A 26,876-nucleotide genomic window follows, 5' to 3' on the forward strand; every position below is an offset into this window, starting at 1 on the left:
GCTCCAGTGGGGCCGGGTGAGAAGCGTCAGCCGACCAGGGGAAGCCGGATCTCGAACCGGCACCCCGGCCCGTCGTTGACCACCCCGATCACCCCGTCGTGCGCCTCCACGATCCCTTGGGCGATGGCCAGCCCGAGCCCCGCCCCACCCCCGGCGGTAGGAGTACGAGCCGCCTCCCCCCGGAAAGCCACCTCGAACACCCGAGGCAGGTCTGCCTCGGGAATCCCCCCACAACAGTCAGAAACCGACAGACAAGCCATCCCTCCGTCATCCACCCCGGCCCGCAGCGCCACGGTCCGGTCGGACGGCGTGTGCCGGATGGCGTTGATCACGAGGTTCCCCAGGGCCCGCCCCAACGCCCCAGCGTCGGCTTCCACGGGCACGCTCGCCGCCGCCTCGGCCGTGAGCCGCACGCCCTTGGCCCGGGCGAGCGGCTCGGCCCCCGCCACAGTGTCGGCGACGAGGTCGGCCAGCCCGATGCGGGCCCGCGAGAGCCGCAGCGCCCCCGCGTGGATGCGTGACAGCTCGAACAGGTCGTCCACCATGGCCGACAGCCGCTCCACTTCCAGCTTGATCTGGGCGTGGTAGCGCGCGACCGTCTCGGGGTCGGATACGACGCCGTCCTCCAGCGCCTCGGCCATGGCCCGCATCCCGGCCAGAGGCGTGCGCAGGTCGTGGCTCACCCAGGCGACGAGTTCGCGCCGCGCCCCCTCAAGGGCGCGTTCCCGCGCGTACGCCTCCTCCAGCGTGTTCGCGATCGTCTGCAGCTCGGCAGGCAGCCCTCGGGGCGCGGCGAACGGTACCCGGCCCACTGCGGCGACCAGCCGCCTGCTCTCCCCCACCACCCGCCTGGCCAGCACGAACGCCACCCCGAGCCCCACCAGCCCGCCGACGGCGACCACGCTGAGCACGGTGTCCTTGACCGGCCCCTCGATGATCATCTGCATGATGATCGCCACCACTCCGACCAGCGTCGCCGTCACGGCCACCACCACGACGACGGCCAGCATCACGCCGATGGACCGGGTACGCAGCCACCACATGATCCCGACGCCCGCGAGCGCGACGAGCAGCCCGAGCCCCGCGACGACGGCCACCACCATGGGCAGGTCCACCATGACCGTGGTCAAAAAGATCACGGAATGTCCATGGGCTCGTACCGGTATCCGACGCCCCACACCGTGACAATCCTCCGCGGCGCGGTCGGATCGGGCTCGATCTTCTCCCGAAGCCGCCGCACGTGCACGGTGACGGTGGAGGAGTCGCCGAACGACCAGCCCCACACCTGGTCGAGCAGCGCCGCCCGGCTGAACGCCTGCCGGGGATTGCGCATCAGGTACGCCAGCAGGTCGAACTCCCTGGCCGTCAGCATCACCTCCCGCCCCCGCAGGAGTGCCTCATGGGCCCCCACGTCCACCACCAGGTCCCCGTCGCGCAGGACGCCGGTGCCGCCCGTGACGGAGGCCCCGCGCGCCCGCCGAAGCACGGACTGAACCCGCAGTGCCAGCTCGCGCGGGCTGAAGGGCTTGGTCACGTAGTCGTCGGCCCCGGTCTCCAGCCCGGCCACCCGGTCGATCTCCTCGCCGAGCGCGGTCAGCATGATCACCGGGACCGGCCAGCGCTCCCTGAGCTTCCTGCACACCTGCAGCCCGTCGATCTTCGGGAGCATCAGGTCGAGCACCATGAGGTCAGGCGGATGGGCCAGCGCCCTGCGCAGCGCCTCGACGCCGTCGCCCACGCACTCGACCTCGTGCCCGTCGCGTTCCAGATAGCGCGCCACGACCTCGGAGACGGTGGGATCGTCGTCGACCACCAGGATGCGCGTGTTCACGCTTTCACGGTACGACCGGGGCGTCCGGGGGCGAGAGGTATGTCATCGGTTCGTAAGGCTCGCGGATCATGCCGGGAGGACGTACGGTTACCCCATGGGTAAAGTCGTCATGCTCGTGTTGGGCACCTTGCTGGGCCTCTTCGTGGTGTTCAACTTTCTCGTGCCGATGCTGGTCGGTCTCGTGAAGCTCGCTCTGATCGTCGGAGTGGTCGCTCTGCTGGTCTTCGTCGCGGTCACCGTGGTGGGCAAGTCTTCTCGTTCGTGACGATCTTCTTTGACCCGTGGCTGGTCGGGATCACCATGGTGGCGATCCTGCTGCTGGCCACGTGGGCGGCCACGTTGCTGCCCGTCCTCAGCGGGGAGTCGCCGAGCTTTCCGCTGTCCTACGCGCGCCGTACGGCGTTCCAGCGCCAGCGCGACCCGGACGCGGCCGGACGTCCGCGTCCACGAGCCCCGTGAGCATGCCCCGCTTTCTGTCAGGCGGGGCTCCTCAACGGGTGTGAGCCCCATTACCGAGAAGCAGGGCTCATGATCGATTCTCTTGTCACGTTCGTCATCAGCATGTCCGGCGGCAGCGCCGCGCTCGGGATCGTGCTGTTCACTGCGGCCGTACGCCTTCTGCTGCTGCCGCTCAACGTCCGCCAGGCCAGGACGACGAAGATCCGCGAGCGGCTGGCGCCCAAGGTCGCCCAGCTGCGCAAACGCTTCGAGCGCAACCCCGAGCGGCTGCTGAGGGAGACCTCGGCCCTCTACGCCAAGGAGGGCAGTTCGCCGTTCGCGGGGTTCATGCCGGCGTTGGCGCAGTTGCCGTTCATGTGGCTGATGTTCAGGGTGGCCACGCATCCGACCGCGTTGATCGGGCACGATCTGCTGGGGGCGCCGCTGGGTCAGCAGGTGGCCGGGGTGGTCGCCCATTACGGTCTGGCCAGTGCACCATTTTTGGTCTTTGTCGCGCTCATCGCTCTGGTCATCGCCGTGGCCTGGTTGTCGGCCCGTCAGATCAAGATCACGGAGGACCAGCCGGCGTACCTCAGGAAGCTCCTGCCGATCATGCCGTACGGCTCCGTGCTGGCCGTGCTGGTGCTCCCCCTGGCGGCCGGACTGTACCTGCTGGTCTCCACGGCCTGGGCCGTCGGCGAGCGCGCCGTCCTCGCCCGCCTGCCCCTCGCGACGGCCTAACCGGCCTCGCGCAGCGCCGCGACCTGCCCGTTCATGGATTTTTTCGGAGCGGGCAGGATCGCCCACACCGTCGTGGTGTCGGCGTCGTGCCGGACCCCCCAGCTCTCCGCCACGTACTCGACGATGCCGAGCCCCCGGCCCCCGAGCGAGGACAGGGTCGGGCGGCCCGCCCGCGGCTCGGTGGCCGCGCCCCCGTCGCTCACCGCCACCTCGATGTGATCTTCGCTACGCAGCCAGGCCACCCTCACCATGCCCGACGGCAGCGGATGCGCGTGCCGGAGCGCGTTGCTCAGCAACTCGCTCACCACGAGCACGGCATCGTCGATAGCGGTGGAAAAGACCCCGCTTTCCTGCAGGTCAGTGCTCAGACGCTGGCGGGCGACGGCGACACTGGACGGCGCGTACGGCAGCAGCACCACGCTTGACACACCCACCTCCCCGTTACCTGTGCCCCCGCGGGAACACTCCCCGGTACGACCGAAATGCCCCGTTACTCGATCCCAGAAACCGCATCTCGATCACAGCTTGTACACATTGGACGATAGATCAGCGCAACCGTGACCACCTCGTTACCGCATCGGTGTGTCGGATCGGATAGTGGAAGCGGTTCGGAGAACGAGCCGCATTCTCGTGCCGCCTCCAGGTCTTGGATGAGCGCTCACGTCCCCCCTTTGGGCTTTGGCGAGGCTGCGGACGATGTAGAGGCCGAGCCCCACTCCACCAAACCGTCTCCGGTCGCCGCTGTCCACCTGGACGAATCTCTCAAAGATCCGCTCTCGGTCAGGCGGGGATATACCAACTCCCTCGTCGTCGACGACCACGACGACACCGTCATCCTCCGGCCAGGCCTCGACGCTGATGAGCCCTCCCTTCGGCGAGTACTTGAACGCGTTCTCCAGTAACTGCCCCAGAATGATGTCGGTAGCCAGCGGGTCCCCCAGCACCCGCGGCAGCCCGTCCGGGATGTGCACCTCGACGCGGTGTTTGTCCGACAGCGCGGGCAGTCCGAGCGTGGCCGCGTCGATCCGCTCGGCCAGGTCGAACTCCTCGATCCGCACCTTGAGCTCCTCCGCCCCCGCCCTGGCGCCGAGCAGCAGATGATCCATGAGCTGGCCGAGCGATCTGGCCCGCTCGGCGATCGTGTGCACGGCCGCGCGGCGTTCGAGATCGCCCATGTGGTCCCAGCGGGCGTCCAGCGTGCTGGCGAACCCGCGCACGATCGTGATCGGCGTACGCAGCTCGTGGCTGGTCGTGGCCAGGAACAGGTCCTTGGCCTCTTCGAGTTCCTTGGCCGTGGTGACGTCGCGGAAGTCGATGACCACCTCGCCCGTCTCCTCGATCCGCGCGCTCACCACATCCAGCCAGCGCCCGCTCCCCATCTGGAACGTGAGCTTCTTCCCTGGCTTGGGCAGCGGGAACGGCGGGGGCCCGCCGATCACGTCCTTGGCCTCGAACGCGGTCAGCTCGGCGGCGGCCGGGTTCCAGCGCACCACGCGTCCTTCGCCGTCGAGCACGGCGATGCCGTCGGCGCTGGCGTCGAAGACCGCCTGCTCGTGCGCCCGCTGCCGCACCGCCTCCTGGTAGGCCATGGCGTTGCTCACGGCGATGCCCGCGTGCCCGGCCAGCAGCTCCAGCAGTTCCAGCTCCAGGTGCCCCGGCGTGCGCCGGGCGAACAGCGCGTAGAGCGCGCCGTAAGGCCGCCCGCCGACGGCGGCCAGTCCCAGCGCGATCGTGTGCAATCCGCTCAGCTGAGCCCACACCAGGTCGTCCAGCCCCTCCGACTGCAGCAGGACGGTCTTGCCGGTGCGTAAAAGTTTGTCAACGAGACTCGTGCGCAGGTCGGTGGTCGTCCCCCTGAGCGATTCCGGCAACTGGTACGTGCTGACCAGCCGCAGCCGTTCCCTCTCGATCAGCACGAACCCGCCCGCGTCGGCCCCGGTGAGCTCCGTGAGGTTGGCCGAGATCCGGTCCAGTACGGCCGGCAGCTCCAGCTCGGAGTTGATGTCGCCGACCACGTCGGTCAGCTGCCGCACCAGCCTGTCGCGGCGCGCCATGCGATGCTTGGCGGCCTGGTCGACGCCCGCCAGGTGGTACACGCAGACGTATCCGGCCACGGCGCTGCCCAGGCGTAACGCGCTGATGTCGACCCGCACGTCGAGCACGCTGTCGTCCTTGCGCAGGCGCTTGGTGCGCAGCGAGACCTGGCCTCCGGTGCGCACGCGTTCGAGCACGGCGTTGTGCTCGGCGGTCAGCTCCTCCGGCACGATCGGCGCCCGGCGCCCGCGCACCTCCTCCGCCGTCCATCCGAAGAGCCGCTCGGCGGCGTCGTTCCAGATCAGGACGCTCTGGTCCCTGTCGAGCGCCACGACGGCGTTGGGTGAGCTGGCGAGCACCGCACGAGCGATCTCATCGTCACTACCGGCCCATTCGTCCCCCACTACTCCATAGTGCACGTGGCACGGTGAGTGCGTCGGGCGATCCGTCCGATACGCTGCGGTCACGGTGATTCCCGGCGGCTGAGAGGGGGAGGGGTATGTCGAGCGGCGATCTCGATGCCCTGTTGCGCGCGACCTCCAGCACGTATCGGAGTGAGGCGCCACCGGAGGTGGCGTTCGGCACCTACGACGGGGCCGTGGGCCAGCTGGTGCTGGCCGTGACGGGCAAGGGCATCGCAGCCTGCAGCTTCGAGCCGGAAAACACCGTGTACGAGCTGGTCAGCAGGCATGTGGGCACGTTCATCGGGCCCGACGCGCGCCGCCTCGACCCGGTCCGCAGAGAGCTGGACGCCTACTTCTCCGGCCGCCTGCGGGCGTTCGCGACGCGGGTGGACCTGACGCTGGCCACGTCGTTCGCGCGTACGGTGCTGCAGAAGACGATGGCGGTCCCCTACGGCACGACCACGACGTTCGAGCGCATCGGCGAGAGCATCGGCAGGCCGCGCGCGCTGCGGGCGATCGGCAACGCGCTGGCCTCCAACCCCGTCTGCGTGATCGTGCCCTGCCACCGGGTGGTGCGCGAGGACGGCGCGCTCGGCGACTACGCCGGCGGCGCGGCGGCCAAGCAGCACCTGCTCAACGTCGAGAGCCGCGCCTCGGCCACGCGATGAGCAGCGTGACCAGCGCGGCCACCAGCGCCCCGCCGAGCGCGCCGTTCATCCACATCTGCCGGGTGAACCCGATGGCCGCACGCGCCGAGGCCCACAAGCCGTCCCAGGCCGCGACCGTGGGGGTCGAGGTCGTCAGCCAGTACGCGACGAAGCCGAACGCCCACGGCACCAGCATCGACCAGCGCGAAGGGGCGTTCTCCTCGGTGTTCCAGCGGCGGGAGCCGCCGAGCACGAAGTAGTCGACGGCCAGCACGGCGAACATCGGCACGAACACCGCCCCGATCACGCCGAGGAAGGCGCCGTAGGAGGTGACGTCCACGACCAGGGCGATCGCGATGGTGAGCACGCCGATGGCGACGGAGAAGAGCCGCCGGTCCACGCGCGGCATCAGGTTCTGCAGCGAGACCGTGGTCGAGTAGACGTTCGCGAACGACTGGTCGGTCTCGCGCAGCACCAGGATGCCGAAGAACAGCGCGCCCACCGGCGCGGCCACGAACGGGGTGAACACCGCCATGGAGTCGGCCCCCACCGTGGCGGCCCCGGCGATCGCCACCGCGTACACGCCGAGCCCCAGGCAGGCCACCTGCGCCAGCGTGTAACCGCCGACCACACCGGTGAACGCGGCCCTGCTCGACCTGGAGTGCCGGGCGAAGTCGGCGGCCATCGGCACCCACGACACCGACAGCGCGATCACGTAATCGACGGCCGGGGCGAACGCCGTCCACGAACCGCCGTCGTACGCGGGGGCCTCGGACAGGAAGAACCAGGTGAACCAGAGCATCGACACGATCACGCCGACGGTCACGTAGCGCCGCAGCAGCCGTACGGAACCGAGGGGCCAGATCGTCAGGACGGTCGTCAGCACCCCCGCCGCGATCACCCACACCTGGTACGGCACCTCGCCGAAGATCGCGGAGGCGGCCTTGGCGATCACCCACAGCTCGAACGCGCCCCAGCCGAGCATCTGCACGATGTTCAGCACGGTCGGCACATAGGAGATCCTGGCCCCGAACAGCCCGCGCAGCAGCACCATCGCCGGCTTGCCCGTCCGCGTGCCCGGAATGGCCGACAGGCCCACCATGGCGGTGCCGACCAGGCTGCCGACCACGGCCGCCACGAGCGCGGCGGCCAGGCTGAGCGGGGCGTTTCCGAGCGGGTCGAGCAGGAACAGCGCTCCCGAGAAACCCAGGAGGCTGACGCCGAGGTTCGCCCAGAGAGCGCCCTGGTCCAGCACGCCCAGCGTCTTCGGCGGCCTGCCTTCGAGAGTCAGCGGAACTTCGTCGACGACATGCGCCATCGCACACTCCCTACGCCGGCATTACCCGGACAGGTTCAGGCGGTCGGCGACGGCTCTCGGTCGCCCTCTCAGCCCGGTGGCCCCGAGCTCCCGCGTTTGACAGATTATGGCAAAGCCGGGATCTACCCAGCTCGCGCCCCCATGATGCCTTAAAGGCCCGCCCGATTGCCAGAGAGGGTCCGCATGCGCTTCTCCTTCCGCCTACGCGGGATCGACGGGACGGTCGCCGTGGACGTCGTCCCCAACGACGCCCCCGAAGCTCTCCGCTGCCGCTTCCCCGAAGCTGCCCGGGGCCTTCCCGCCTGCACGGCCGTCATCGACCACCCGGGTCGGGGATACACGGCGGCCATGGGGTGGGTGCAACTGGTGCGCAGCTCCGATGGTTCGGACGGCTTCGACCCCGACCCGCTCGGCTTCTACGGCGATCTGAACGTGCCCTACGCCTTCTTCGGCATCCGGCCGACGCTCTTCGACGCCCCCTCACGCGACTCGCGGGCCGACATGACCTGGCTGGCCCACAGCTTCCTGTGCTTCTCCCCGACCATGGTGACCCGGGAGGTTCGCGCGGTGCTCGGCTTCTCCTGGGGGTTCGACATCCGGTCGGGGGAGGTCGTCCTCCGGCCCGTGCTGCGGCTGCCAGCCGAGAGCTGGGACGCCCATGGGCCCCGGCTGGCCGCCGCCTACCCCGGGTGGAGTTTCCGCGAGGATTAGGCGACGAAGGGCGGTTGGCCGGTTTCGCTGACCATCGGGCGGCTCGCGGCCTCCCAGGAGTGCATGCCGCCCCCCACGTTGACGGCGTCGCGTCCGAGCTGGTTGAGCCAGGCCGCCACCTGCAGCGAACGCCCGCCCACCCGGCAGACGACGTAGACGGTCGTGTCGCCCGGCACCTCCTCGACCCGCCCCTGGATCTGCGTCATCGGGATGTGGACGGCCTCAGGGGCGTGGCCGGCGCGCCATTCGTCCTGCTCCCTCACGTCGAGCAGGTAGGCGTCTGCGGGAACGGCGCCGGCGTCGATCTCAGGAACAGTCATGAACCCTCCTTCGTCGGGCCCATGTTTCCTTGCTTATTGATGTCCTCGGCAAGCTCGGTCATGCCTCCATCATCTCGCGTCGCTGGTCGTAGGCGGCACGCGCCGTGGCGATCTCCTCCTGGTGCTGTTCGGTCCAGGTGACCAGGGTCTTGATGGTTTGGTGCAGCGTACGGCCGAGCGGCGTCAGCGCGTAGTCGACCCTGGGCGGCACCACAGGGTAGACGGTACGGCTGACCAGGCCGTCCCGTTCGAGGTGGCGCAGGGTCACGCTCAGCATGCGCTGGCTGACGCCGTCGATCTCGCGGCGCAGCTCGGTGAAGCGCAGGCTCTGGCAGTCGAGCAGGGCGATGACGAGGAGCGACCATTTGTCCGCGATGCGGTCGAGGATCTGGCGGACCTCGCAGTCCTCGCGGGTGTCCCACTGTCGTACGTCGTAATCGTCGTCGTCTTCCACGGTGCCTTCGCAGTAACCGAGTGACCTAAAAGTGCCGTCTTCCATGACATTTCATGCTGGCCCATGATTTGGACGGTTACAAGAGAGAACCGAGATGCCGAGAAGTAACCGGGGGTTTGTCATGTCTGTTGTGCCCGCCCGCTCATGGGGCGTGCTGGCGGTCCTGTGCGGGGCCATCTTCCTGGAGGGCATCGACGTGGCCATGCTGAACGTCGCCCTCCCCTCGATCCGGGCCGACCTGGGCCTGTCGACGGGAATGCTGAGCGGGGTCGTCAGCGCGTACGTGCTGGGCTACGGCGGCTTCATGCTGCTCGGCGGCCGGGTCGCCGACCTGCTGGGCCGGCGACGGGTGTTCCTGTTCTTCCTGGGGGTGTTCCTGCTCTTCTCGGGGCTCGGCGGCTTCGCGGAAGAGGGCTGGGTGCTGCTGGTGGCCAGGTTCGTGACGGGGGTGGCCGCCGCGTTCATGACGCCCGCGGGCCTGTCCCTGATCACCACGACGTTCCCCGAGGGCAGGCAGCGCAACCAGGCGCTGCTCATCTACGCGGGGACGGCCGCGGGCGGATTCGCGCTGGGGCTGGTGATCGGCGGGCTGCTGACGGCGTTCGGCTGGCGCTGGGTCTTCTTCGCCCCCGTCCTGTTCTCGGCGGCGCTCCTGATCGCCGCGATCCCCCTGCTCAAGGAGACCGGACGGCCGTCCTCGGCGCGCGGGTTCGACCTGGCGGGCGCGCTGAGCGTCACGGGCGCGATGATGCTGCTCGTCTATGGGGTCGTACGCCTGGAGCACCCGGAGAACGGCTGGCCGCTGACCGTCGCGGTCTTCGCGGGCGGGTTCGCCCTGCTGGCGGCCTTCGTCGCGATCGAGCGCCGCTCGGCCAGCCCGCTGGTCCGCCTGGGCATCCTGCGATCGGGCCCGCTCGTCCGGGCGAACATCATGGCCGCCCTGCTCACGGCCTCGTTCTTCGGCTTCCAGTTCCTGGTCACCCTGTACCTGCAGGAGCTGCGCGGCTGGTCCACCATCCAGACGGGCCTGGCCCTGCTGGCCGCCGCCGCCGACGTGATCCTCGCCCCCATACTGACGCCGTGGCTGGTCAACCGGTTCGGCAACGCCAAGGTCGTCCTCGCAGGGCTGCTCTCGGGCCTGCTGGCCTACGCCCTGTTCATCGGGGTGGGCCTGGACTGGACGTACGCGGCCATGCTGCCGTCGATGCTGCTGATCGGCGTGATGTTCGCCCTGGTGTACGGCCCGGTCACGATCGTGGCCACGGACGGCATCGCCGAGCACGAGCAGGGCCTGGCGGGCGGCCTGATCAACACCTCGTTCCAGTTCGGCGCGGCCCTTGGCCTGTCGGTCGTCACGGCGGTCAACGTGGCCGCGCTGGGGGCGGCGACAGGGCAGGAGGCAGGGCTGGCCGCGCTGCGTACGGCCCTGATCGTCCCGCTGACGGCCACGCTGCTCGGGGCGATCGTCGCCGCCGTCGGCCTGCTCGCCCGCACGCGGACCGCGGACCGCGTTCCCGTCAACGCGGCTACTTGAGCAGCCGGGAGAGCCTGCGGTCGGCGAGGGGCTTGCCGCCGGTCTGACAGGTGGGGCAGTACTGCAACGACGAGTCGGCGAACGACACCTCGCGGATGGTGTCGCCGCACACGTCGCAGGGCTGCCCCGCCCTGTTGTGGACCCGCAGCCCGGACTTCTTCTCCGCCTTGAGGTCCTTGGCCGCCAGCCCCTGGGCCCGCTCCACGGCGTCGGCCAGCGTGGTGACGATGGCCTCGTGCAGGTCGGCGATCTGCTCGTCCGTCAGGGTCGCGGCGATCTTGAACGGGGACATCCTGGCCGCGTGCAGCACCTCGTCGGAGTAGGCGTTGCCGATGCCGGCGATGATCTTCTGGTCGCGCAGCAGGCCCTTGATCTGGGTACGGTTGCCGCCGACGATGCGCTTGAGCGCCTCGACGGTGAAGGATTCGTCGAGGGGGTCGGGGCCGAGGGCGGCGACGCCGGGGACATCGTCCGGATTTTTCGTGACATAGACGGCGAGGCGCTTCTGCGTCCCCGCCTCGGTCAGCTCGAACCCCGGCGCCAGGCCCTCGTCGTCGGGCGCCATCCTGACCCGCACCGCGAGCGGGCCCTTGCCGGGACGGACGGGCTTGGCATTCGAGAGGTCCTCACGCCAGCGCAGCCACCCCGCCCTGGCCAGGTGGATGACCAGGTGGAGACCGTCACAGTCGAGATCGAGGAACTTGCCGTGCCTCGAAACACCGGTGACGGTCAGCCCGCCGAGCGCCGTGACCGGCGGATCGAAGGTCTTGAGCGCCTGGATGGCGACCACGTCGACCCCCAGGATCGTGCGCCCCACCGCCCGCTCACGCAGAAAGTGGGTGAGAGACTCCACCTCGGGAAGTTCCGGCATCTCACCAGGGTACGCGGCGCTACGGCACGTCCCAGAACGCCAGCTCGTGGGCCATCCCCTCGGTGAACAGCGCCTGCGCCCGTTCGGGATCGGGGTCGGCCTCGTCGATCATCTGCCCGATCCGCGCGGTGAGCGCCGCGAAGCCCGGGTCCGCGTAGGTGTCCACCCAGGCGCGGTAGCGCGGCTCAACAGGCGGATTCTCCGCCAATATCCGCCCAAGGGTCGAATATCCCCACATGCACGGATACAGCGCCGCCAGCCCCTCCCCGTACGACGCCGCCGACTCCAGCAGGAACGCCGTGTACGCTGCACACGCCGGCCCCTTCACCGCCCCCTCCAGATCGGCGCCGAACTCCGCCGGCATCGTCCTGTGCAGACTCAGCTCGTCGTGGAACGTCGTGTGCGCCAGGTCCACCAGATCTCCCAGATGCGCGTCGGGCGCCTGCCAGGCCAGCCGCGCGAACACCCGCACGTAGTCCAGCAGGAACAGGTAGTCCTGCTCAAGCCACGACCTGAACACCGGCTCCGCCAGGTCACCCCGGCCGATCCCGGCCACGGTGGGATGGTCGAGCTGCGCCCGCAGCAGCGGACGGCCGACGGCGTGCAACCTCTCCGACACAGTCATGCTTGGGAGGTTAGTGTCACGGTATGACCGTGACGATCGCCGAGGAACTTCTCCTGCTCGCCTACAGCGAGGACGAAGGCAGGCAGCTCATCAGCACGATGCAGCTCGACCCCGCCCTCGCCGGGGCGATCCTGGCCGAGCTGGTCATCGCCGGGCGGGTGGAGCTGTCGGGCAAGAAAGTGACGATCAAGGACCCGGCCCCGCTCGGGGACGACGAACTCGACGCCACGCTGGCCCGCATCGCCGAGTTCGGCAAGGACCGCGATGCGTCCTGGTGGGTGCAGCGGCTGCAGTCGGGCAAACTGCGCGGGCGCCTGCTCTCCAGGCTGGCGCGGGCCGGGGTGCTGAACGAGGAGCACGGGAAGGTGCTGGGGATCTTCCCGACCACCCGCTGGCCCGAAGCGCACCCGGGAGTGGAGGCGGACGTCAGGGAGCGCGTCTCCGCCGTGCTGGCGGGCGCCGAGCCCGACGCCCGCACGGGGGTCCTGATCGCGATCACGCACGCGGCCAAGCTGGACAGGAAGGTCTTCCCCGCCGAGAGCAGGGCCCGCGTCAAGGAGATCGCGAAGGGCGACTGGGCGGCCAATGCGGTCGCCCAGACCATCAAGGCCATGACGGCTGCCGGGGCCATCGCAGCCGCCGGAGCCGCCGGAGCCATCAGCACAGGCGGCGGCTCCTGACGCCCCCGGCAAGCAGGACGGGCCGGCCGGCGGGGCTCAGACGGCGCGGCCGACGCAGACGAGCGACTCAGGCGGCGTCGATGATGTTCTTCGGCACCGGCTTGTCCTCCTTCAGCGCCTCGAACAGGGCCAGGGCCTTGGCCCGGTCCCACTTGATCGCCTCGCCACCGCCCGCGATGGCCTCGGTGCCGCCGAACGGCACCACCGTCGTCACGGGGCTGTCGCCCATGGCGAGCCCCAGCGACAACATGTCGAACGCGCCGGTGCCCGTGTCGACCTCGACCGCGTCCGTGGCGCTCATCGCCAGCGGGATCGAGGTGAACGGGTTGATCAGCACGCCGGGGCTGGCCGCCTTCTTCACGACCGCGCCCAGGAACTGCCGCTGCCGCTTGGTCCGCTCGAAGTCGGGCAGCGCGCCGCCCTTGCGGGTGCGGACGTAGCCGAGGGCCTGCGAGCCGTTGAGCTCCTGGACGCCCTTCTTCAGCTTGAGCCCCGCCTTGGGGTCGTCCACGTCGGCGCGTACGTTGATCTCGACCCCGCCGACGGCGTCCACGATGTCCACGAAACCGCCGAAGCCGATCTCCATGTAGTTGTCGACGCGCACGCCGGTGACGGTCTCGACGGTGCGGGCCAGCAGTTTCCCGCCGCCGAACGCGTACGCCGAGTTGAGCTTGTCACGCCCCTTGCCCGGGATGGTGACCGCCGAGTCGCGCGGCAGGCTGACCAGGGTCGGCGGGTCGCCGCTGTCGGAGATGTGCAGCAGCATCATGGAGTCGGTGCGCTGGCCGACGGCCTTGCCGGTGGCGAGCTTCTTGCGCTGGGCCGCCGACAGGCCCTTGCGGCTGTCGGAGCCGACCAGCAGCCAGTTGGTGCCGGGGGTGTCGGCGGGACGGCCCGGGTATTCCTCGAGCACGCCCTCGATGCCGGCCAGGCGGGAGTCGATCCAGAAGAACATGCCCACGGCCGCCACCAGGAGCGCCACCAGCACCCCTGCGACGATCTTCAGGATGGTCCTGCCGGAAAACCGCCTGCGCGGCTGTCTCGGCGGCGCGTCGGAAGGTTCGCCCTTGGAGCGCAGCGGCCTCATGGGGCTCCTGCCGGCACGTTCCTTGCCGTAGACACGCCCGCCGCCGCCTCTGGGCGGCTCGGAGGGCGGCGGCGCCTCGGAGTACTGGGAGGCGGCCGGAAGCTTGTGTGTGGGGGCCCCGCCGGACGGGACCTGATGAGCGGGCGCACCCCCCGAGCGCAGGCCGTCGCCGCGCCTTGGCGGCAGCGGCCTGGCGTCGCCTGGCGAGCGCATGGCCCTCGTCCGGTCGTCCTCAGACACTTCGGGTTCTTCCTTTCGGCTTGTCATAGACGCTACGTCCAACCCCCAGCCAGTGCAGAGGTCCGGCCAAGTTTCGTCTAGGGAAAAGTACCCGTAACCAGGGCAACGCAATGGTCAAGCCTAGCGACGCAACGTATTCGTCCCGTCCTGGACAATATTCGTCCGGCTCTGGATCCCGGATGAACGTGTGATGCCGGGTCACTGCGGAAACATAGACGCCACCTGTGTCGTTAGCGTTATGGACGACGTCTAGCTGAAGGGAAGATCGTGTCCGCTGCGGACCCGTGGAGTCTTTGCCCGTGCGTGAGCACGGGTTCCTCTGAGAGCTCACTCTGGTGAGCGCTTATCTGGGCTTGCTGGCCCTCTTCGTTCTCACCGCGGCGACAGGCTACTTCGTCGCCCAGGAGTTCGCCTTCGTCGCCGCCGACAGGGGGGTGCTCCGCGAGCAGGCCGCGGCCGGCGACGCGTCCGCCGAGAAGGCGCTCAAGGTGACCTCCCGACTGTCATTCATGCTCTCCGGCGCGCAGCTCGGCATCACGGTGACGGCACTGCTGGTCGGCTTCCTGGCGGAGCCGGCGATCTCGGTGCTCGTCCGGCCGTGGCTGGTCGACTGGGGCCTGCCCGACACCATGATCTCCTGGATCTCGGTGGCCTCGGGCGTGTTCGTGGCGACCGTGGTGCAGATGGTGCTGGGCGAGCTGGCGCCCAAGAACCTCGGCATCGCCCGCCCCGAGCCGGTGGCCAAGTTCCTGGCCGGTTCGACGCTGGCCTATCTGGCGATCGTGGGGCCGGTGATCAAGCTGTTCGACTCGGCCGCCACGGGGCTGCTCAGGCGCCTCGGCATCGAGCCGGTCGAGGAGGTGGAGCACGGCGCGACGCCGGAAGAGCTCTCCCGCATCATCGCGGAGTCGACCCAGGCGGGTGAGCTGCCGCCGAAGCTGTCGGACCTGCTCGAACGCGCCCTGGAGTTCGGCGACCGCAACGCCGAGGAGATCATGGTGCCGCGCCCCCGCGTGGTGGCGCTGCGCGACTCGCAGCCCATCTCCGACCTGCTCGAGGTCATGCGCGAGTGCGGCCACTCCCGCTACCCGGTGCTCGGCGCCGAGGGCGACGTCGTGGGTGTGTCGGGCGTACGCGAGCTGCTCTCCTCCGGCCTGGACGAGGGCAAGATCGCCGCCATCACCCGTCCCGCGCTGCTGGTGCCCGACTCGCTCCCGCTTCCCGTGGTCCTGGACAGGATGCGGGTGGCCAAGGACGACATCGCCTGCGTCATCGACGAGTACGGCGGCCTGGCCGGCGTCATCACGGTCGAGGACCTGGCCGAGGAGCTGGTCGGCGAGCTGATGGACGAGAACGACCCGGAGCCCGCGGGCCCGGTGGAGCACCCGGACGGCACCTGGGAGGTCCCTGGCCGTCTCAGGCTGGACGAGGTGGAACGGGCGACGGGAGTGGCCCTCCCCGAGAGCGACGACTACGACACCCTCGCGGGCCTCATCCTGGCCAGGCTCGGCCGGATGCCGAACGCCGGAGACACGGTGACGGTCCCCATCAAACCGGACACCGACCCGTTCACCGACGCCCCTGAGGAACACGAGGCGGAGCTGACGGTCATGAGCCTCAACCGCCGTGTCCCCGAATGGGTGCGCGTGGCCCCCTTCAAGCACGCGGGGGCGACCCGATGACCATGATCATCGTAAGCGTCGCGCTGCTCTTCTTCAACGCGCTGTTCGTGGCCGCCGAGTTCGCGTTCGTCTCGGCCCGCCGCCACCGCCTGGAGGAGGTGGCCGCCGGCGGCAACCGCCTGGTCAGACTGGCGGCGAAATCGGCCGTAGGCGGCGGCAGACAGCTCTCGCTGATGCTGGCCGGCGCCCAACTCGGCATCACGCTGTGCACACTCGGCCTGGGCCAGGTAACGGAGCCGGCGATCGAGCACGCCCTGGAGCCGGTATTCGCAGCAGCCGGAGTACCGGAACCGCTGCGGCTGCCCATCGCCCTGACGATCGCACTGGCCCTGATCACCTTCCTCCACATGGTGGTAGGCGAAATGGCCCCGAAGTCCTGGGCACTGACCCACCCAGAGCGCTCGGTCCTGCTCCTGACGTTCCCGTTCCGCGCCTTCACCTCACTGATGAGCCCCCTGCTCTCGACACTGAACGGCCTGACCAACGTCATCCTGCGCCTATTCGGCGTGGAACCCCGCAACGAACTGGCGACAACCAGAACCCCCCGGCAGCTGGCCATGCTGGTAGGCGAATCAGGCAGGATGGGCCTACTGGACAGAGAAGAACACGACCTGCTAACGAGAGCCCTCCGCCTGGACGGCCAAGGCATAGAACGCCTGATGGTCCCCATGGCAAAAGCGGTGATGGTCCCCCCGGAAGCAACAGCAGACCAGATCAAGGCGGCAGCCGCAGCCAGCAACCACCTGAGACTCCTGGTAGGCACCCACGACCGCGTGGAAGGCGTCCTCCACGCAAGAGACGCCCTCCTGAGCCCGTCGAGCAAGGCATCAGACCTCTCCAGACCCCTCCCGAGACTGGCCTGCACAACACAGGTCCCCGAAGCGGTCACAGCCCTCCAGGAGGCCAGGGCCCATCTCGCTCTGGTCACAGATCAGGCAGATTCCGTCATCGGAATGGTGAGCCAGACAGACCTCTTGGGCGAACTCCTGGACACCAACAGTGTGACCTAAACCACAAGCAAGCCCCCCGAAAGCCCCCTGCAACCGTGGGGCCGTACCGTCAAAAGACGGCCCCACAACAAATCAGGGCCTTGCGATCCGCCCGCCACTTCGCCAATGTGGGTCTGCACTCCCACAAAAGACGAAGGAGAACACCCCTTGAAAGGAAGAAAAACCTTGAAAGGGGCACAGGGCCCTGCAGGGCCAGGAAACACCAGCCACACCCCGGTTGTGACGGGGGGCTCCGGGGGCAAGCCCCCGGAACGCTTTTCCTGCTGGGGGTCCGGGGGTTATCCCCCGGGGGACATGACGAGGGGACCCGAGGGAGCAAGTCCGCCAAGACTTGCGACCAGGGGCCCCCAGTCACCGAGTGGGCGAGGAGGGATTTGAACCCTCACGTCCTTTCGGACACACGGACCTGAACCGTGCGCGTCTGCCGTTCCGCCACCCGCCCTTGTGGGTGCGGAAAGAACATTAGCACGGAACAGCCACTGGTACTGAACCCGGATACGATCGCATAAGACACGTGAGCGGAGGAGCTGGGCGCGACGGCCGACGAGCGCCGGCACCCCCCGCGACGTGGGACGAGCGGGAACCGGGCGCCGGAAGCGTCTGGGGGCCGCGATCATATGCACGGAGGAAGGGAGGTACCCGGTGGGAGTCCTTCAGCGCTTCGAGCGAAGGCTCGAAGGCTTGGTTGAGGGGGCCTTTGCGCGGGCGTTCAAATCTGACCTTCAGCCGGTCGAGGTCGCCAGCGCGGTTCAGCGGGAGATGGATGAGCGTGCGGCGATCGTCGCGCAGGGTCGCACGCTCGTGCCCAACGACTTCGTGGTTGAGCTGTCCACGACCGACAGCGAACGGCTTGAGGTCTACGCCGACAGCATCAGCCACGAGCTGGCCAACCTCGCCAGGGAGTACGCCAAGGAACAGGGCTACTCTTTTGTGGGACCGGTCCGGGTCCGCTTCGAGACGGCCGGCGACCTGGCTGTGGGGCTGTTCCGCATCAGGTCCGGCGTCATCCGCGGCGCGACGGTCGAGCAGGACGAGATCCGCCAGCCGGCGAGCGACCTGCCTCCGTCGCGGCCGAACGCGTTCAACGGGCGGCCCAGGCTGCTCGTGTCCACTCAGGACGACCCGCAGGGCGACCGTTCCTACGAGCTCACCACTCCGGTGACCTTGCTCGGCAGGGGCACCGACTGCGATCTTCGTCTGGTCGATCCCGGAGTTTCGCGGCATCATGCGGAGCTGCGCGTCGAGGGCCACACTGTGGCTCTCGTCGACTTGGGGTCGACCAACGGCACTTTTGTCAATGGCCAGCCGGTACGCAGGATCGAGCTCCAGAACGGCACGCGAGTGACCCTGGGGCGTACGACTCTGGTGTTCCGGCGCGATTAGGGGTAGACAAGCGGTCCATGTCCGAGCTCACGCTGCTGCTGATCCGGCTCGCCTTCCTGGCGGTGCTGTGGTTCTTCGTCATTGCCGCAGTCGGCGTGATCCGGACTGACTTGTTCGGGTCACGCACGGCTCCCGCGGGTCCACGCAAAGGCGCGAAACCCGCCAAACCCGTGGCCAAGCCCAAGAGCAAAAAGGGCGAGCCACGACAGCTCATCGTTACAGGTGGCCCGCTGCAAGGCACCACCATTAACCTCACGGAGACGCCCATCACCATTGGCCGGGCTAATGACGCCACGCTGGTAGTCAGCGACGACTACGCTTCCAGCCGGCATGCCCGGCTCTTCCCTCAGGACGGTCAGTGGATCGTGGAAGATCTCGGTTCGACCAACGGCACGTATCTCGACCGCTCGAAAGTCACCCGCCCGACCCCGGTGCCGCTCGGTGTTCCGATCCGCGTCGGCAAAACAGTCATTGAATTGCGCAAATGACCATCGCACTCCGCTACGCCGCCCGCTCGGACGTCGGCCTCCTCCGCGAAGGGAACGAGGACTCGGCGTACGCCAGCGGCCGCCTGCTTGCCGTCGCAGACGGTATGGGCGGGCACGCACACGGCGAGGTGGCGAGCTCAGTCGCCATCGCCGCCATGGCCTCTCTGGAAGAGGCCCAACAGGGGGGTGACCTGCTCAACGCCATCGAGGCAGCGGTACGCGACGCCAACCGCAAGCTGCACGAGATGGTGGGGCGGGATCCCAGCCTCAAAGGCATGGGCACGACTCTTACGGCCATGCTCTGGAACGGCACCCAGGTCGCCCTGGTGCACGTCGGCGACTCGCGCGCCTACCTGCTCAGGCGCGGGGAGCTCTACCAGATCACGCATGACCACACGCTGGTGCAGCAACTCGTCGACGACGGGCGCATCACGCCGGAAGAGGCGGCCACGCATCCGCAGCGCTCGATCCTGCTGCGCGCACTCGACGGCAGCGGCGAGGTCGATCCCGATCTCACGCTGCGCGAGGCGCAGGTGGGCGACCGCTACCTGCTGTGTTCCGACGGCCTGTCGGGCGTGGTGAGTGCGGAGACGCTGCACGCCACGCTCACCAACATCGACGACCCGGAAGAGGTCGTGCGCCAGCTCATCGATCTGGCGAACCGGGGTGGCGGGCCCGACAACATCACGTGCGTGCTGGCCGACGTGCTGGAGATCACCGAGGGCCAGCAGGTGCCCACCGAGGCCGCCATCGTCGGTGCCGCGGGCATGACCCGGCTGCACGGCAACCCGCAGGACGCCTCTCCGGGGCAACCCGGCGCGGTGACCGCACCCCAGCCGGTGCTCAGCGACGACGACTTCGACGAGCCGGTCGCCCAGGCGTCCAGGAGCTCCGGGAGACGCCGCCGTCTGTGGCCCGTGCTGGTTACCGTGCTGGGCGTCGGCGCGATCATCGCCGGCGGCGGTTACTTTGGATACCAGTGGACCCAAGGCCAGTTCTTCGTCGGTGCCAGGGGCGACGAAGTGGTCGTGTTCCAAGGGGTCAAGAGGGAGCTGGGTCCGTTCCAGCTCTTCCACGTCTCCCAGGCCACCGGGCGGCAGCTCTCCAAGTTGTCCGAGGCCGACCAGGCACTGATCAGGAGCGGAATCCCCGTGACCACCGTCGCCGAAGGCATGACGAAGATCAACGCGCTGCAGTTCTCCTCCCAGGGAGAGCAGAAGAGCGAGACCCCCGCGGAGGCCACCGAGTCCCCCGAGCCGGCGGCCACCCCGGCCTCGACCAAGACGAAACAGCAGTAGATGAACGAAGTCGCCCCCTCCTCGGTCCCGATGCCGGCCAAGCGCCGCACAGCCCAGTTGATCATGCTGGCGCTCGCGGTGCTGATCGTCATGGGCGCCTACGCCAACGTGGGCCTGGCGCTGGACGGCCAGATCCCCGCCGGCATGCTGACCTACGGCCTGGGGCTGGGCGGCCTGATGCTGGTCGGCTACCTGGTGCTGGCGAAGTTCGCCCCGTGGGCCGACCCGCTGATCCTGCCGCTGGTCACCTTGATCAACGGTCTGGGCCTGGTGGTGATCTACCGGCTGGAGTCCGGCGGCATGCCCCTGGCGTCCGCGACCAACCAGATCATGTGGACGGCCGTGGGCGTGGTGATGTTCTCGATCACCCTGGTCGTGCTGCGCGACCATCGCGCGCTCCAGCGGCTCACCTACACCGCGGGCGCGGTCGGCATGGTCCTGCTGGCCCTGCCGGCGGTCCTGCCCGCCAGCGTCAGCGAGGTGCAGGGCGCCAAGATCTGGATCCGGTTCGGCAGCTTCGCCTCCATCCAGCCGGGCGAGTTCGCCAAGCTCGCGCTGGTGGTCTTCTTCGCCGGCTACCTGGTGGCCAAGCGCGACGTGCTGGCGCTGGCCGGACGGCGGTTGCTCTTCATCGACCTGCCCAGGGCCAGAGACCTCGGCCCCGTCCTGGTCACCTGGGTGCTCAGCCTGCTGGTGCTGGTCTTCGAGAAGGACCTGGGCACCTCGCTGCTGCTGTTCGGCACGTTCATCGCGATGCTCTACATCTCGACCCAGCGCACCTCGTGGGTGCTGATCGGCGTGCTGCTCTTCGCCGGCGGCGTCTTCATCGCCGGGCAGCTCTTCGACCACGTCGCCGCCCGCTTCGCGGCCTGGTCCGATCCGACCAACCCGGTCTTCTACGGCAATGCCCCGATTTGCCAGCTGGACCCGCCGGGCGACCCGATGTGCAGCAAGAGCTTCCAGATCATGCAGGGCCTGTACGGGATGGGCGCGGGCGGCATCCTCGGCACCGGTCTCGGCAAGGGTCACCCCGACGAGATCCCGCTGTCGTTCTCCGACTTCATCTTCGCCGCCACGGGCGAGGAACTGGGCCTCACCGGCCTGATGGCACTGCTGATGATCTACGCTCTGCTGGTCCAGCGGGGTCTGCGCACCGCCTTGGCGGCCCGCGACCCGTTCTCCAAGCTGCTGGCGGGCGGCCTGTCGTTCATCCTGGCCTGGCAGGTGTTCATCATCGTCGGCGGTGTGACGAACCTCATCCCCCTGACCGGCCTGGTCACCCCGTTCATGTCACAGGGTGGCTCGGCGCTGCTGGCTAACTGGATCCTTATCGCGCTGTTGGTACGCATGTCTGATGCGGCCCGGCGCCCCCCGCCCCAGGCGATCCAGAACGAAGGAATGACGCAGGTGTTCCAGCGATGAACGGCACTCTGAAGCGCGCGGCCGTTGCCTGCCTGGCCATGTTCGCGCTCCTGATGTTCAACGTGAACTACGTGCAGGCGGTGAAGGCCGGCGGGCTGCAGGACGACCCGCGTAACAAGCGCAACTTCTACGAGCGCTACGCCATCGAGCGCGGTCGCATCACGGCCGGCGGCAAGGTCCTCGCGCAGTCCGTCGAGACCGACAGCAAGGACTTCAGGTTCATCAGGAAGTACCCGGACGCCAAGCTGTACGCGCACGTCACCGGCTTCTTCTCGCCCGAGAGCGAGGGCGCGATCGAGAACGCGGAGAACCAGCTCCTCGACGGTTCCAGCCCCGACCTGCTGCTGCGTCGCAGCATCGACCTGTTCACGGGCGAGCCCCCCAAGGGTGCCAACGTCGATCTGACGATCAACCCCAAGGCCCAGAAGGCGGCCTACGACGCGCTGCGGCAGAGCGGCAAGCGCGGCGCCCTCGTCGCGCTCAACCCCAAGACCGGCGGCATCCTGGCGATGGTGTCGCTGCCCTCCTACGACCCCACCGAGTTGTCCGGAACCGACAAGGGCAAGGTGTTCCCCCGCTTCGACGAGCTGGCCAAGCAGAAGGACCAGCCGCTGCTCAACCGCACCATCGGGCAGACCTACCCGCCGGGCTCGACGTTCAAGGTCGTCACGATGGCGGCTTACCTTGAGGCCGACTCCTCGCGCGGCCCTCAGACGACCGTGGAGGCCCCGCAGCGGCTGCCCCTGCCCAACACGAACCTCAGCCTGCCCAACTACGGAGGCGCGGCCTGTGGCTCCGGCTCGGTGACTCTGACGTTCGCGCTGGAGAAGTCCTGCAACACGCCGTTCGGCAGCATGGGCATGGAGCTGGGCTACGAGAAGATGAAGGAGCAGACCGAGAAGTTCGGCATGGGCAAGCAGATCGGCGTGCCGATGTCGGTGGCCCAGAGCGACTTCGGGCCCGAGGAGGACAAGGCGGCTCTGGCGATGGCGTCCATCGGGCAGCGCAGCAACAGGATGACGCCGCTGCAGATGGCCATGATCGCGGCGGGCATCGCCAACGACGGCAAGGTGATGAAGCCGTACCTCGTCAACAAGATCACTGACGCCCAGGGCGACACGATCGACGAGGCCCAGCAGGCGGAGCTGTCGGAAGCGGTCAGTTCCGAGACAGCGGGCAAGTTGCGCGAGATGATGGTGAGCGTCGTCGCCAACGGCACTGCCAGCCTGGCGCAGGTGCCGGGCGTCGAAGTAGCGGGCAAGACGGGCACGGCGGAGACCTCCGAAAAGGCGCCGCCGCACGCCTGGTTCATCTCCTTCGCGCCCGCCAACGACCCGCAGGTGGCTCTGGCGGTCATCGTCGAGTCAGGCGCGGCCAACGTCGGCGCGGAGGCGACCGGCGGCCACACGGCCGCCCCGATCGCGAAAGCCGTGCTGGAGGCGGTGCTGAACAAGTGAGCGACGCTAACGTGCTGGGTCATGCGGCTCCGTAACCGCTACCTCCTGGTCTCCCGCATCGCCGCAGGCGGCATGGGGGAGGTCTGGCGTGCCCGGGACGAGTTGCTCGGGCGCGAGGTCGCGGTGAAGGTGCTGCGCAGCCACATCAGCGCCGACCCGACGTTCGTCGAACGGTTCCGCAACGAGGCGAGGATCACCGCGGCGCTGGCCGACCCCGGAGTGGCGCAGATCTTCGACTACGGCGAAGAGGGCGAACTGGCCTACCTCGTGATGGAGCTGGTGCACGGGGAGCCGCTGTCGGCCATCCTGGCGCGCAACGGGGCCCTCGGGCCCGAGGTGGCGCTCGACGTGGTCCACCAGACCGCCAAGGCGCTGCACGCGGCCCACTCCGCCGGGATCATCCACCGTGACGTCAAGCCCGGCAACCTGCTGGTCACTCCCGAGGGCGCCATCAAGGTGACGGACTTCGGCATCGCGCGGGCCATGGAGGCGGCGCCGGTGACGCAGACGGGCACCGTGATGGGCACCGCCCAGTACGTCAGCCCCGAGCAGGCGCAGGGGTTCCGGCTCACCCCGGCGACCGACCTCTACTCGCTGGGCGTGGTGGCCTACGAGTGCCTGGCGGGGCGCACGCCGTTCCTCGGCGACAACCAGGTGGCGATCGCGCTGCAGCACCTCAACGAGCAGCCGCCGCCGCTGGGTGTGGACGTTCCCGCGCGGGTGCGGGAGCTGGTCTTGGCGCTGCTGGCCAAGGAGCCCGAGATGCGGCCCGGGTCGGCGATGGAGGTGGCCGACCGGGCGTACGTGCTGCGTGAGTCGCTGGCCGGCGCCGGGCCTGGCGCCGACCTGAGCATGTTCACCGATCCCGGAGGTTTTCGGGTTCGCGAGCCCGAGGACGAGTCGGCGACCGACCGCCTCGCACCGGCCACCACGCCGCAGCAGGAGCCGCCCGCCGGGGGAAGACGCCACAGGAAGACCCTGGCCCTGGTGGCCACGGCAGGCTGCGTGGCCGCGGTGGGGCTCAGCGCCATCACCTTCGCCGACCGTCAGCCGAGCGGCCAGCCGACTCCCGAGGTGGCCGAGCCGACCAGGAGGTCGGCGACACCCAAGGCGGAGCAGGCCAGGCCGACGAAGACGAAGAAGCCCACACGCAGGCCCTCAGTGGTTCCGGTGAAGTCACCGAGGCCAACACCTTCGCGGTCGGCTACGGTAAGCAAGTCGGCTACTCCTACCAAGAAGCCGACACACAAACCTACCCCGACCACCCGAACCCCAACGCCCACGGCCACCCCGACGCCCACCACTACACCGACAACTCCGACACCCACCGCCTCGCCGGACCCGGGTGATGCAAACCCGACCAAAGAGGAGACGTGACGCGCTATGGGGTCGATGATGGACACCGGCGGCCCCCCGAGCAGGCCGGTACCCAAGATGAACGGTAAGGGACAGTGCAGGAAATGACTCAGCCTCGGCTACTCGGAGGTCGCTACGAGCTCGACGGTGTCGTCGGGCGCGGCGGCATGGCCGAGGTGTATCGTGCCCGAGACATCCGGCTGGACCGCATAGTCGCGATCAAGACCCTCCGATCCGACCTGGCGCGCGACCACACCTTTCAGGCCCGGTTCCGCCGTGAGGCGCAGTCGGCGGCCTCGCTGAACCACCCGGCCGTCGTCGCGGTCTACGACACCGGCGAGGACACCACCGAAGGCGCCCCCGTGCCGTACATCGTGATGGAGTACGTCGACGGACGGACGCTGCGCGACCTGCTGCGCCAGGATCGGCGACTGCTGCCCGAGCGCGCGACGGAGCTGGTGGACGGCATCCTGCGGGCGCTCGACTACAGCCACCGCGGCGGCATCGTGCACCGTGACATCAAGCCGGCCAACGTGATGATCACGCGGGCGGGCGACGTCAAGGTGATGGACTTCGGCATCGCGCGCGCGATGGCCGACAACCAGGCCACGATGACGCAGACCGCGCAGGTGATCGGCACCGCCCAGTACCTCTCGCCCGAGCAGGCGCGGGGCGAGCGGGTCGACGCGCGCAGCGACATCTACTCCACCGGCTGCGTGCTGTACGAGCTGCTGACCGGGCAGCCGCCGTTCACCGGCGACTCCCCCGTCGCGATCGCCTACCAGCACGTGCGCGAGGACCCGATCCCGCCGTCGCAGATCGACCCCGAGATTCCGCAGTGGTGCGACGCGATCGTGCTCAAGGCCATGGCCAAGGACCCGGCCCACCGCTACCAGAGCGCGGGCGAGATGCGGGCCGACATCCAGCGGGCGATGTCCGGGATGCCGACCGACGCCCAGACGATGGCGATGACCGGGGGCTTCAACCAGGGCACCCGCATGATGACCGCCACGCAGTCAGCCGCGGGCCAGGCCACGCAGCGCCAGAACCCCGTCCCCCCTTACGAGTACGGTGAGGGCGAGGGCGGCGGCCGCGGCGGCCGGCGCAGGGCCAACAACGGCGGCGGCAACACCGCGGTCAAGACGGCGCTGTGGATCGTCATCCCGTTGCTGATCATCGGCGGGTTCGTCTGGGTCGGCTACGTGGTGTTCGGCCAGGGAGGCAGCTCCACGGCCGACACGCAGGTCACGATCCCGGTCCTGGCGACGCAGAAGAGCGACTTCGCGCAGAAGCAACTCGAGGACCTCGAGCTCACCGTCCAGGTGGTCGAGGAGTTCAACGACGCCGACAAGGGCACGGTGTTCAAGACCGAGCCGGCGGAGAACACCAAGGTCGACAAGGGGACGCAGGTCAAGCTGTTCGTGTCCAAGGGCGCCGAGAAGATCAAGGTGCCCGACGGGCTCGTCGGCCTGCAGCAGGCGGAGGCCATGGCGAAGCTGGAGGAGGCGGGGCTTCGCGGCAGCGTCAAGACCAGAAACTCCACCAGACCGCAGGGCACGGTCGTCGCCACCGAGCCCAAGGCCGGCACGTCGATCGAGAAGGACGGCACCGTCACGCTCTTCGTGCCCAAGGACCTCAGCGAGGTGCCCGAAGTTACGGGGCTCACCGTTCAGGACGCGCAGGCGCAGCTCAAGTCCGCCGGCTTGAAGAGCAGGATCTCCCCGCAGTCGAGCGACCAGCCCTCGGGCACGGTCATCCAGACGAACCCGGGCCCCGGTACCAAGCTGCCGGCGAACACGACGGTCACCCTGGTGGTGTCCACCGGCCCCGAGGAGACGACGCCGCCGCCCAGCGACGATTTCCCGTCGGAGTCGCCCACGGACGACCAGCAGCCCGACCTTCCGACCGACGAGCCGACCGAGGAGGAGAGCAACCCGATCGGCGACGACGGCCTCGGAAACTGAGCGGCATGGAGAAGGGCCGCCCATCCCCCGCGCGGGATGGGCGGCCCTTCGGCTTGTGGCTCTCGGGAAGTCCTGGGGAAAGAGAACGCCCCCGCCGCTCGGGGGCAACGGCGGGGACGCTCACTTGTACCTCGCTCCACGCGAGACGTTCGTTACACGATTGCGCGCAACCAATTGCGGAGCAATCGGTGGCCGTGTTCGGACAACACGGACTCGGGGTGGAACTGGATGCCCTCGATGGGGGCCGTACGGTGGCGCAGGCCCATGATGATGCCGTCCTCGGTGCGCGCGGTCACCTCGAGCACCTCGGGGACCGTCTCGGGCAGCACGGCCAGCGAGTGGTAGCGGGTCATCCGCACGGGTGAGGGCAGGCCCTCGAACACGCCCTGGCCGTCGTGGGAGACCTCACTGGTCATGCCGTGGACGAGCTCGGGCGCGCGGGCCACAGTGGCGCCGTAGGCGACGGCGATGGCCTGGTGGCCCAGACAGACGCCGAGCAGCGGCCGGTGGTGCTCGGCCGCGTAGCGGACCAGGGGGACGCTCACACCGGCCGCCTCAGGGGCGCCTGGGCCCGGGCTGATGACGATGCCGTCGAAGCCCTCGGCGTCGTTCACGCCCACCTCGTCGCGGGGTCGCACGTCGCAGTCGGCGCCCAGCTCGCGCAGATACTGGACGATGGTGTGGACGAAGCTGTCGTGGTTGTCCACGACCAGCACGCGGCTCATTTCCTCACCGTCACCTCGTCCAGCGTCACCATGGGCTCCATGAGCGGGAACACGGCATACCAGAGTACGGCCACGACGGCGGCGACCAGCACCGCGGCCGTCAGGACCCGCGTGCGGGTGTTGCCGGGCAGCTTGCGCCAGAGCCAGGCGTACATG

Annotated in this window: 28 protein-coding genes, 1 tRNA gene and 1 riboswitch; of the genes, 16 read left to right on the top strand and 13 right to left on the bottom strand. The window is 69.0% G+C overall.

What is annotated here, in order from left to right; all coding sequences use genetic code 11:
• Positions 1 to 26: 26 nt before the first annotated feature.
• Both ACFOY2_RS44605 and ACFOY2_RS44610 read right to left on the bottom strand, forming a co-directional pair.
• On the bottom strand, positions 27 to 1,139 hold the full coding sequence (locus tag ACFOY2_RS44605) for a sensor histidine kinase (RefSeq protein ID WP_379534214.1): 1,113 nt from the start codon (positions 1,137 to 1,139) through the stop codon (positions 27 to 29).
• Complete coding sequence (locus ACFOY2_RS44610; protein ID WP_379534215.1) at positions 1,136 to 1,831, bottom strand: response regulator transcription factor; 696 nt, start codon at positions 1,829 to 1,831, stop codon at positions 1,136 to 1,138. Before ACFOY2_RS44610 ends, ACFOY2_RS44605 begins: the two co-directional genes overlap by 4 nt.
• Positions 1,832 to 1,925: 94 nt before the next feature.
• On the opposite strand from ACFOY2_RS44610, the gene ACFOY2_RS44615 reads away from it, so the two are divergent.
• From ACFOY2_RS44615 to ACFOY2_RS44625, 3 genes are all read left to right on the top strand, one after another.
• Complete coding sequence (locus ACFOY2_RS44615) at positions 1,926 to 2,096, top strand: hypothetical protein (protein WP_357813700.1); 171 nt, start codon at positions 1,926 to 1,928, stop codon at positions 2,094 to 2,096.
• The gene (locus ACFOY2_RS44620; protein ID WP_379534216.1) at positions 2,093 to 2,290 is read left to right on the top strand and encodes a DUF6412 domain-containing protein; all 198 of its coding nucleotides are present in this window, start codon (positions 2,093 to 2,095) and stop codon (positions 2,288 to 2,290) included. Before ACFOY2_RS44615 ends, ACFOY2_RS44620 begins: the two co-directional genes overlap by 4 nt.
• A 69-nt stretch (positions 2,291 to 2,359) precedes the next feature.
• On the top strand, positions 2,360 to 3,010 hold the full coding sequence (locus tag ACFOY2_RS44625) for a YidC/Oxa1 family membrane protein insertase (RefSeq protein ID WP_379534217.1): 651 nt from the start codon (positions 2,360 to 2,362) through the stop codon (positions 3,008 to 3,010).
• On the opposite strand, the gene ACFOY2_RS44630 is transcribed toward ACFOY2_RS44625, so the two are convergent.
• Entirely contained in the window at positions 3,007 to 3,438 is a 432-nt protein-coding gene (locus tag ACFOY2_RS44630) for an ATP-binding protein (protein WP_379534218.1), read from the bottom strand. The two genes, ACFOY2_RS44625 and ACFOY2_RS44630, sit on opposite strands and share 4 nt — an antisense overlap.
• Before the next feature lie 141 nt (positions 3,439 to 3,579).
• Positions 3,580 to 5,448, bottom strand: a complete 1,869-nt coding sequence (locus ACFOY2_RS44635; protein WP_379534219.1) for a sensor histidine kinase — start codon at positions 5,446 to 5,448, stop codon at positions 3,580 to 3,582.
• A 95-nt stretch (positions 5,449 to 5,543) separates the two neighbouring features.
• Between ACFOY2_RS44635 and ACFOY2_RS44640 the strand changes: the two genes are divergently transcribed.
• Complete coding sequence (locus tag ACFOY2_RS44640; protein WP_379534220.1) at positions 5,544 to 6,116, top strand: methylated-DNA--[protein]-cysteine S-methyltransferase; 573 nt, start codon at positions 5,544 to 5,546, stop codon at positions 6,114 to 6,116.
• Here ACFOY2_RS44640 and ACFOY2_RS44645 read toward each other — a convergent pair.
• On the bottom strand, positions 6,082 to 7,413 hold the full coding sequence (locus ACFOY2_RS44645; protein ID WP_379534221.1) for a purine-cytosine permease family protein: 1,332 nt from the start codon (positions 7,411 to 7,413) through the stop codon (positions 6,082 to 6,084). The genes ACFOY2_RS44640 and ACFOY2_RS44645 overlap by 35 nt on opposite strands.
• Positions 7,404 to 7,517: riboswitch (TPP riboswitch) on the bottom strand. (Overlaps the previous gene by 10 nt.)
• Positions 7,518 to 7,596: 79 nt before the next feature.
• On the opposite strand from ACFOY2_RS44645, the gene ACFOY2_RS44650 reads away from it, so the two are divergent.
• Positions 7,597 to 8,124 (top strand): hypothetical protein, encoded by a 528-nt coding sequence (locus tag ACFOY2_RS44650; protein ID WP_379534222.1) that lies wholly within the window; start codon positions 7,597 to 7,599, stop codon positions 8,122 to 8,124.
• Here ACFOY2_RS44650 and ACFOY2_RS44655 read toward each other — a convergent pair.
• Both ACFOY2_RS44655 and ACFOY2_RS44660 read right to left on the bottom strand, forming a co-directional pair.
• A complete protein-coding gene (locus ACFOY2_RS44655; protein WP_379534223.1) occupies positions 8,121 to 8,444 on the bottom strand; it encodes a rhodanese-like domain-containing protein in 324 nt (107 codons plus the stop codon). The two genes, ACFOY2_RS44650 and ACFOY2_RS44655, sit on opposite strands and share 4 nt — an antisense overlap.
• 58 nt (positions 8,445 to 8,502) lie before the next feature.
• Positions 8,503 to 8,898, bottom strand: a complete 396-nt coding sequence (locus ACFOY2_RS44660) for a winged helix-turn-helix transcriptional regulator (protein WP_379534224.1) — start codon at positions 8,896 to 8,898, stop codon at positions 8,503 to 8,505.
• Between the two features lie 121 nt (positions 8,899 to 9,019).
• Here ACFOY2_RS44660 and ACFOY2_RS44665 point away from each other — a divergent pair, with 121 nt between their 5' ends.
• Positions 9,020 to 10,432 (top strand): MFS transporter, encoded by a 1,413-nt coding sequence (locus tag ACFOY2_RS44665; RefSeq protein WP_379534225.1) that lies wholly within the window; start codon positions 9,020 to 9,022, stop codon positions 10,430 to 10,432.
• On the opposite strand, the gene ACFOY2_RS44670 is transcribed toward ACFOY2_RS44665, so the two are convergent.
• Together ACFOY2_RS44670 and ACFOY2_RS44675 are read right to left on the bottom strand one after the other, a co-directional pair.
• Positions 10,425 to 11,303, bottom strand: a complete 879-nt coding sequence (locus ACFOY2_RS44670) for an Fpg/Nei family DNA glycosylase (protein ID WP_379534226.1) — start codon at positions 11,301 to 11,303, stop codon at positions 10,425 to 10,427. The two genes, ACFOY2_RS44665 and ACFOY2_RS44670, sit on opposite strands and share 8 nt — an antisense overlap.
• 19 nt (positions 11,304 to 11,322) lie before the next feature.
• On the bottom strand, positions 11,323 to 11,928 hold the full coding sequence (locus tag ACFOY2_RS44675) for a TenA family protein (protein ID WP_379534227.1): 606 nt from the start codon (positions 11,926 to 11,928) through the stop codon (positions 11,323 to 11,325).
• 23 nt (positions 11,929 to 11,951) lie between these two features.
• Here ACFOY2_RS44675 and ACFOY2_RS44680 point away from each other — a divergent pair, with 23 nt between their 5' ends.
• A complete protein-coding gene (locus ACFOY2_RS44680; RefSeq protein WP_379534228.1) occupies positions 11,952 to 12,608 on the top strand; it encodes a GOLPH3/VPS74 family protein in 657 nt (218 codons plus the stop codon).
• Positions 12,609 to 12,675: 67 nt separating this feature from the next.
• On the opposite strand, the gene ACFOY2_RS44685 is transcribed toward ACFOY2_RS44680, so the two are convergent.
• Complete coding sequence (locus ACFOY2_RS44685) at positions 12,676 to 13,935, bottom strand: LCP family protein (RefSeq protein WP_379534229.1); 1,260 nt, start codon at positions 13,933 to 13,935, stop codon at positions 12,676 to 12,678.
• 335 nt (positions 13,936 to 14,270) lie between these two features.
• Here ACFOY2_RS44685 and ACFOY2_RS44690 point away from each other — a divergent pair, with 335 nt between their 5' ends.
• Both ACFOY2_RS44690 and ACFOY2_RS44695 read left to right on the top strand, forming a co-directional pair.
• Positions 14,271 to 15,617 carry a hemolysin family protein gene (locus ACFOY2_RS44690; RefSeq protein ID WP_379534230.1) on the top strand — a complete coding sequence of 449 codons (1,347 nt, stop codon included), beginning with the start codon at positions 14,271 to 14,273 and terminating at the stop codon, positions 15,615 to 15,617.
• Positions 15,614 to 16,627 carry a hemolysin family protein gene (locus ACFOY2_RS44695; RefSeq protein ID WP_379534231.1) on the top strand — a complete coding sequence of 338 codons (1,014 nt, stop codon included), beginning with the start codon at positions 15,614 to 15,616 and terminating at the stop codon, positions 16,625 to 16,627. The genes ACFOY2_RS44690 and ACFOY2_RS44695 overlap by 4 nt, the downstream gene beginning before the upstream one ends.
• 359 nt (positions 16,628 to 16,986) lie before the next feature.
• Here ACFOY2_RS44695 and ACFOY2_RS44700 read toward each other — a convergent pair.
• Positions 16,987 to 17,069 (bottom strand) — tRNA-Leu (locus tag ACFOY2_RS44700).
• Between the two features lie 200 nt (positions 17,070 to 17,269).
• Here ACFOY2_RS44700 and ACFOY2_RS44705 point away from each other — a divergent pair.
• From ACFOY2_RS44705 to pknB, 7 genes are all read left to right on the top strand, one after another.
• A complete protein-coding gene (locus tag ACFOY2_RS44705; RefSeq protein ID WP_357813744.1) occupies positions 17,270 to 18,010 on the top strand; it encodes a DUF3662 and FHA domain-containing protein in 741 nt (246 codons plus the stop codon).
• Positions 18,011 to 18,027: 17 nt separating this feature from the next.
• On the top strand, positions 18,028 to 18,498 hold the full coding sequence (locus ACFOY2_RS44710) for an FHA domain-containing protein FhaB/FipA (RefSeq protein ID WP_214319278.1): 471 nt from the start codon (positions 18,028 to 18,030) through the stop codon (positions 18,496 to 18,498).
• Entirely contained in the window at positions 18,495 to 19,796 is a 1,302-nt protein-coding gene (locus ACFOY2_RS44715; RefSeq protein ID WP_379534232.1) for a Stp1/IreP family PP2C-type Ser/Thr phosphatase, read from the top strand. Before ACFOY2_RS44710 ends, ACFOY2_RS44715 begins: the two co-directional genes overlap by 4 nt.
• Positions 19,797 to 21,218 carry an FtsW/RodA/SpoVE family cell cycle protein gene (locus ACFOY2_RS44720; protein ID WP_379534233.1) on the top strand — a complete coding sequence of 474 codons (1,422 nt, stop codon included), beginning with the start codon at positions 19,797 to 19,799 and terminating at the stop codon, positions 21,216 to 21,218.
• Entirely contained in the window at positions 21,215 to 22,675 is a 1,461-nt protein-coding gene (locus ACFOY2_RS44725; RefSeq protein WP_379534234.1) for a peptidoglycan D,D-transpeptidase FtsI family protein, read from the top strand. Before ACFOY2_RS44720 ends, ACFOY2_RS44725 begins: the two co-directional genes overlap by 4 nt.
• Before the next feature lie 21 nt (positions 22,676 to 22,696).
• Positions 22,697 to 24,052 (top strand): serine/threonine-protein kinase, encoded by a 1,356-nt coding sequence (locus ACFOY2_RS44730; protein WP_379534235.1) that lies wholly within the window; start codon positions 22,697 to 22,699, stop codon positions 24,050 to 24,052.
• 83 nt (positions 24,053 to 24,135) lie between these two features.
• Complete coding sequence (pknB, locus tag ACFOY2_RS44735; protein ID WP_379534236.1) at positions 24,136 to 25,995, top strand: Stk1 family PASTA domain-containing Ser/Thr kinase; 1,860 nt, start codon at positions 24,136 to 24,138, stop codon at positions 25,993 to 25,995.
• 152 nt (positions 25,996 to 26,147) lie between these two features.
• Here the strand turns inward: pknB and ACFOY2_RS44740 are convergent, their stop codons facing one another.
• The gene (locus ACFOY2_RS44740; RefSeq protein WP_379534237.1) at positions 26,148 to 26,720 is read right to left on the bottom strand and encodes an anthranilate synthase component II; all 573 of its coding nucleotides are present in this window, start codon (positions 26,718 to 26,720) and stop codon (positions 26,148 to 26,150) included.
• A complete protein-coding gene (locus ACFOY2_RS44745) occupies positions 26,717 to 26,875 on the bottom strand; it encodes a hypothetical protein (protein WP_379534238.1) in 159 nt (52 codons plus the stop codon). The genes ACFOY2_RS44740 and ACFOY2_RS44745 overlap by 4 nt, the downstream gene beginning before the upstream one ends.
• Position 26,876: the final 1 nt, after the last annotated feature.

Origin of the sequence: Nonomuraea purpurea (assembly GCF_042650645.1) — a bacterium.
Taxonomy (GTDB): Bacteria; Actinomycetota; Actinomycetes; order Streptosporangiales; family Streptosporangiaceae; genus Nonomuraea; species Nonomuraea purpurea.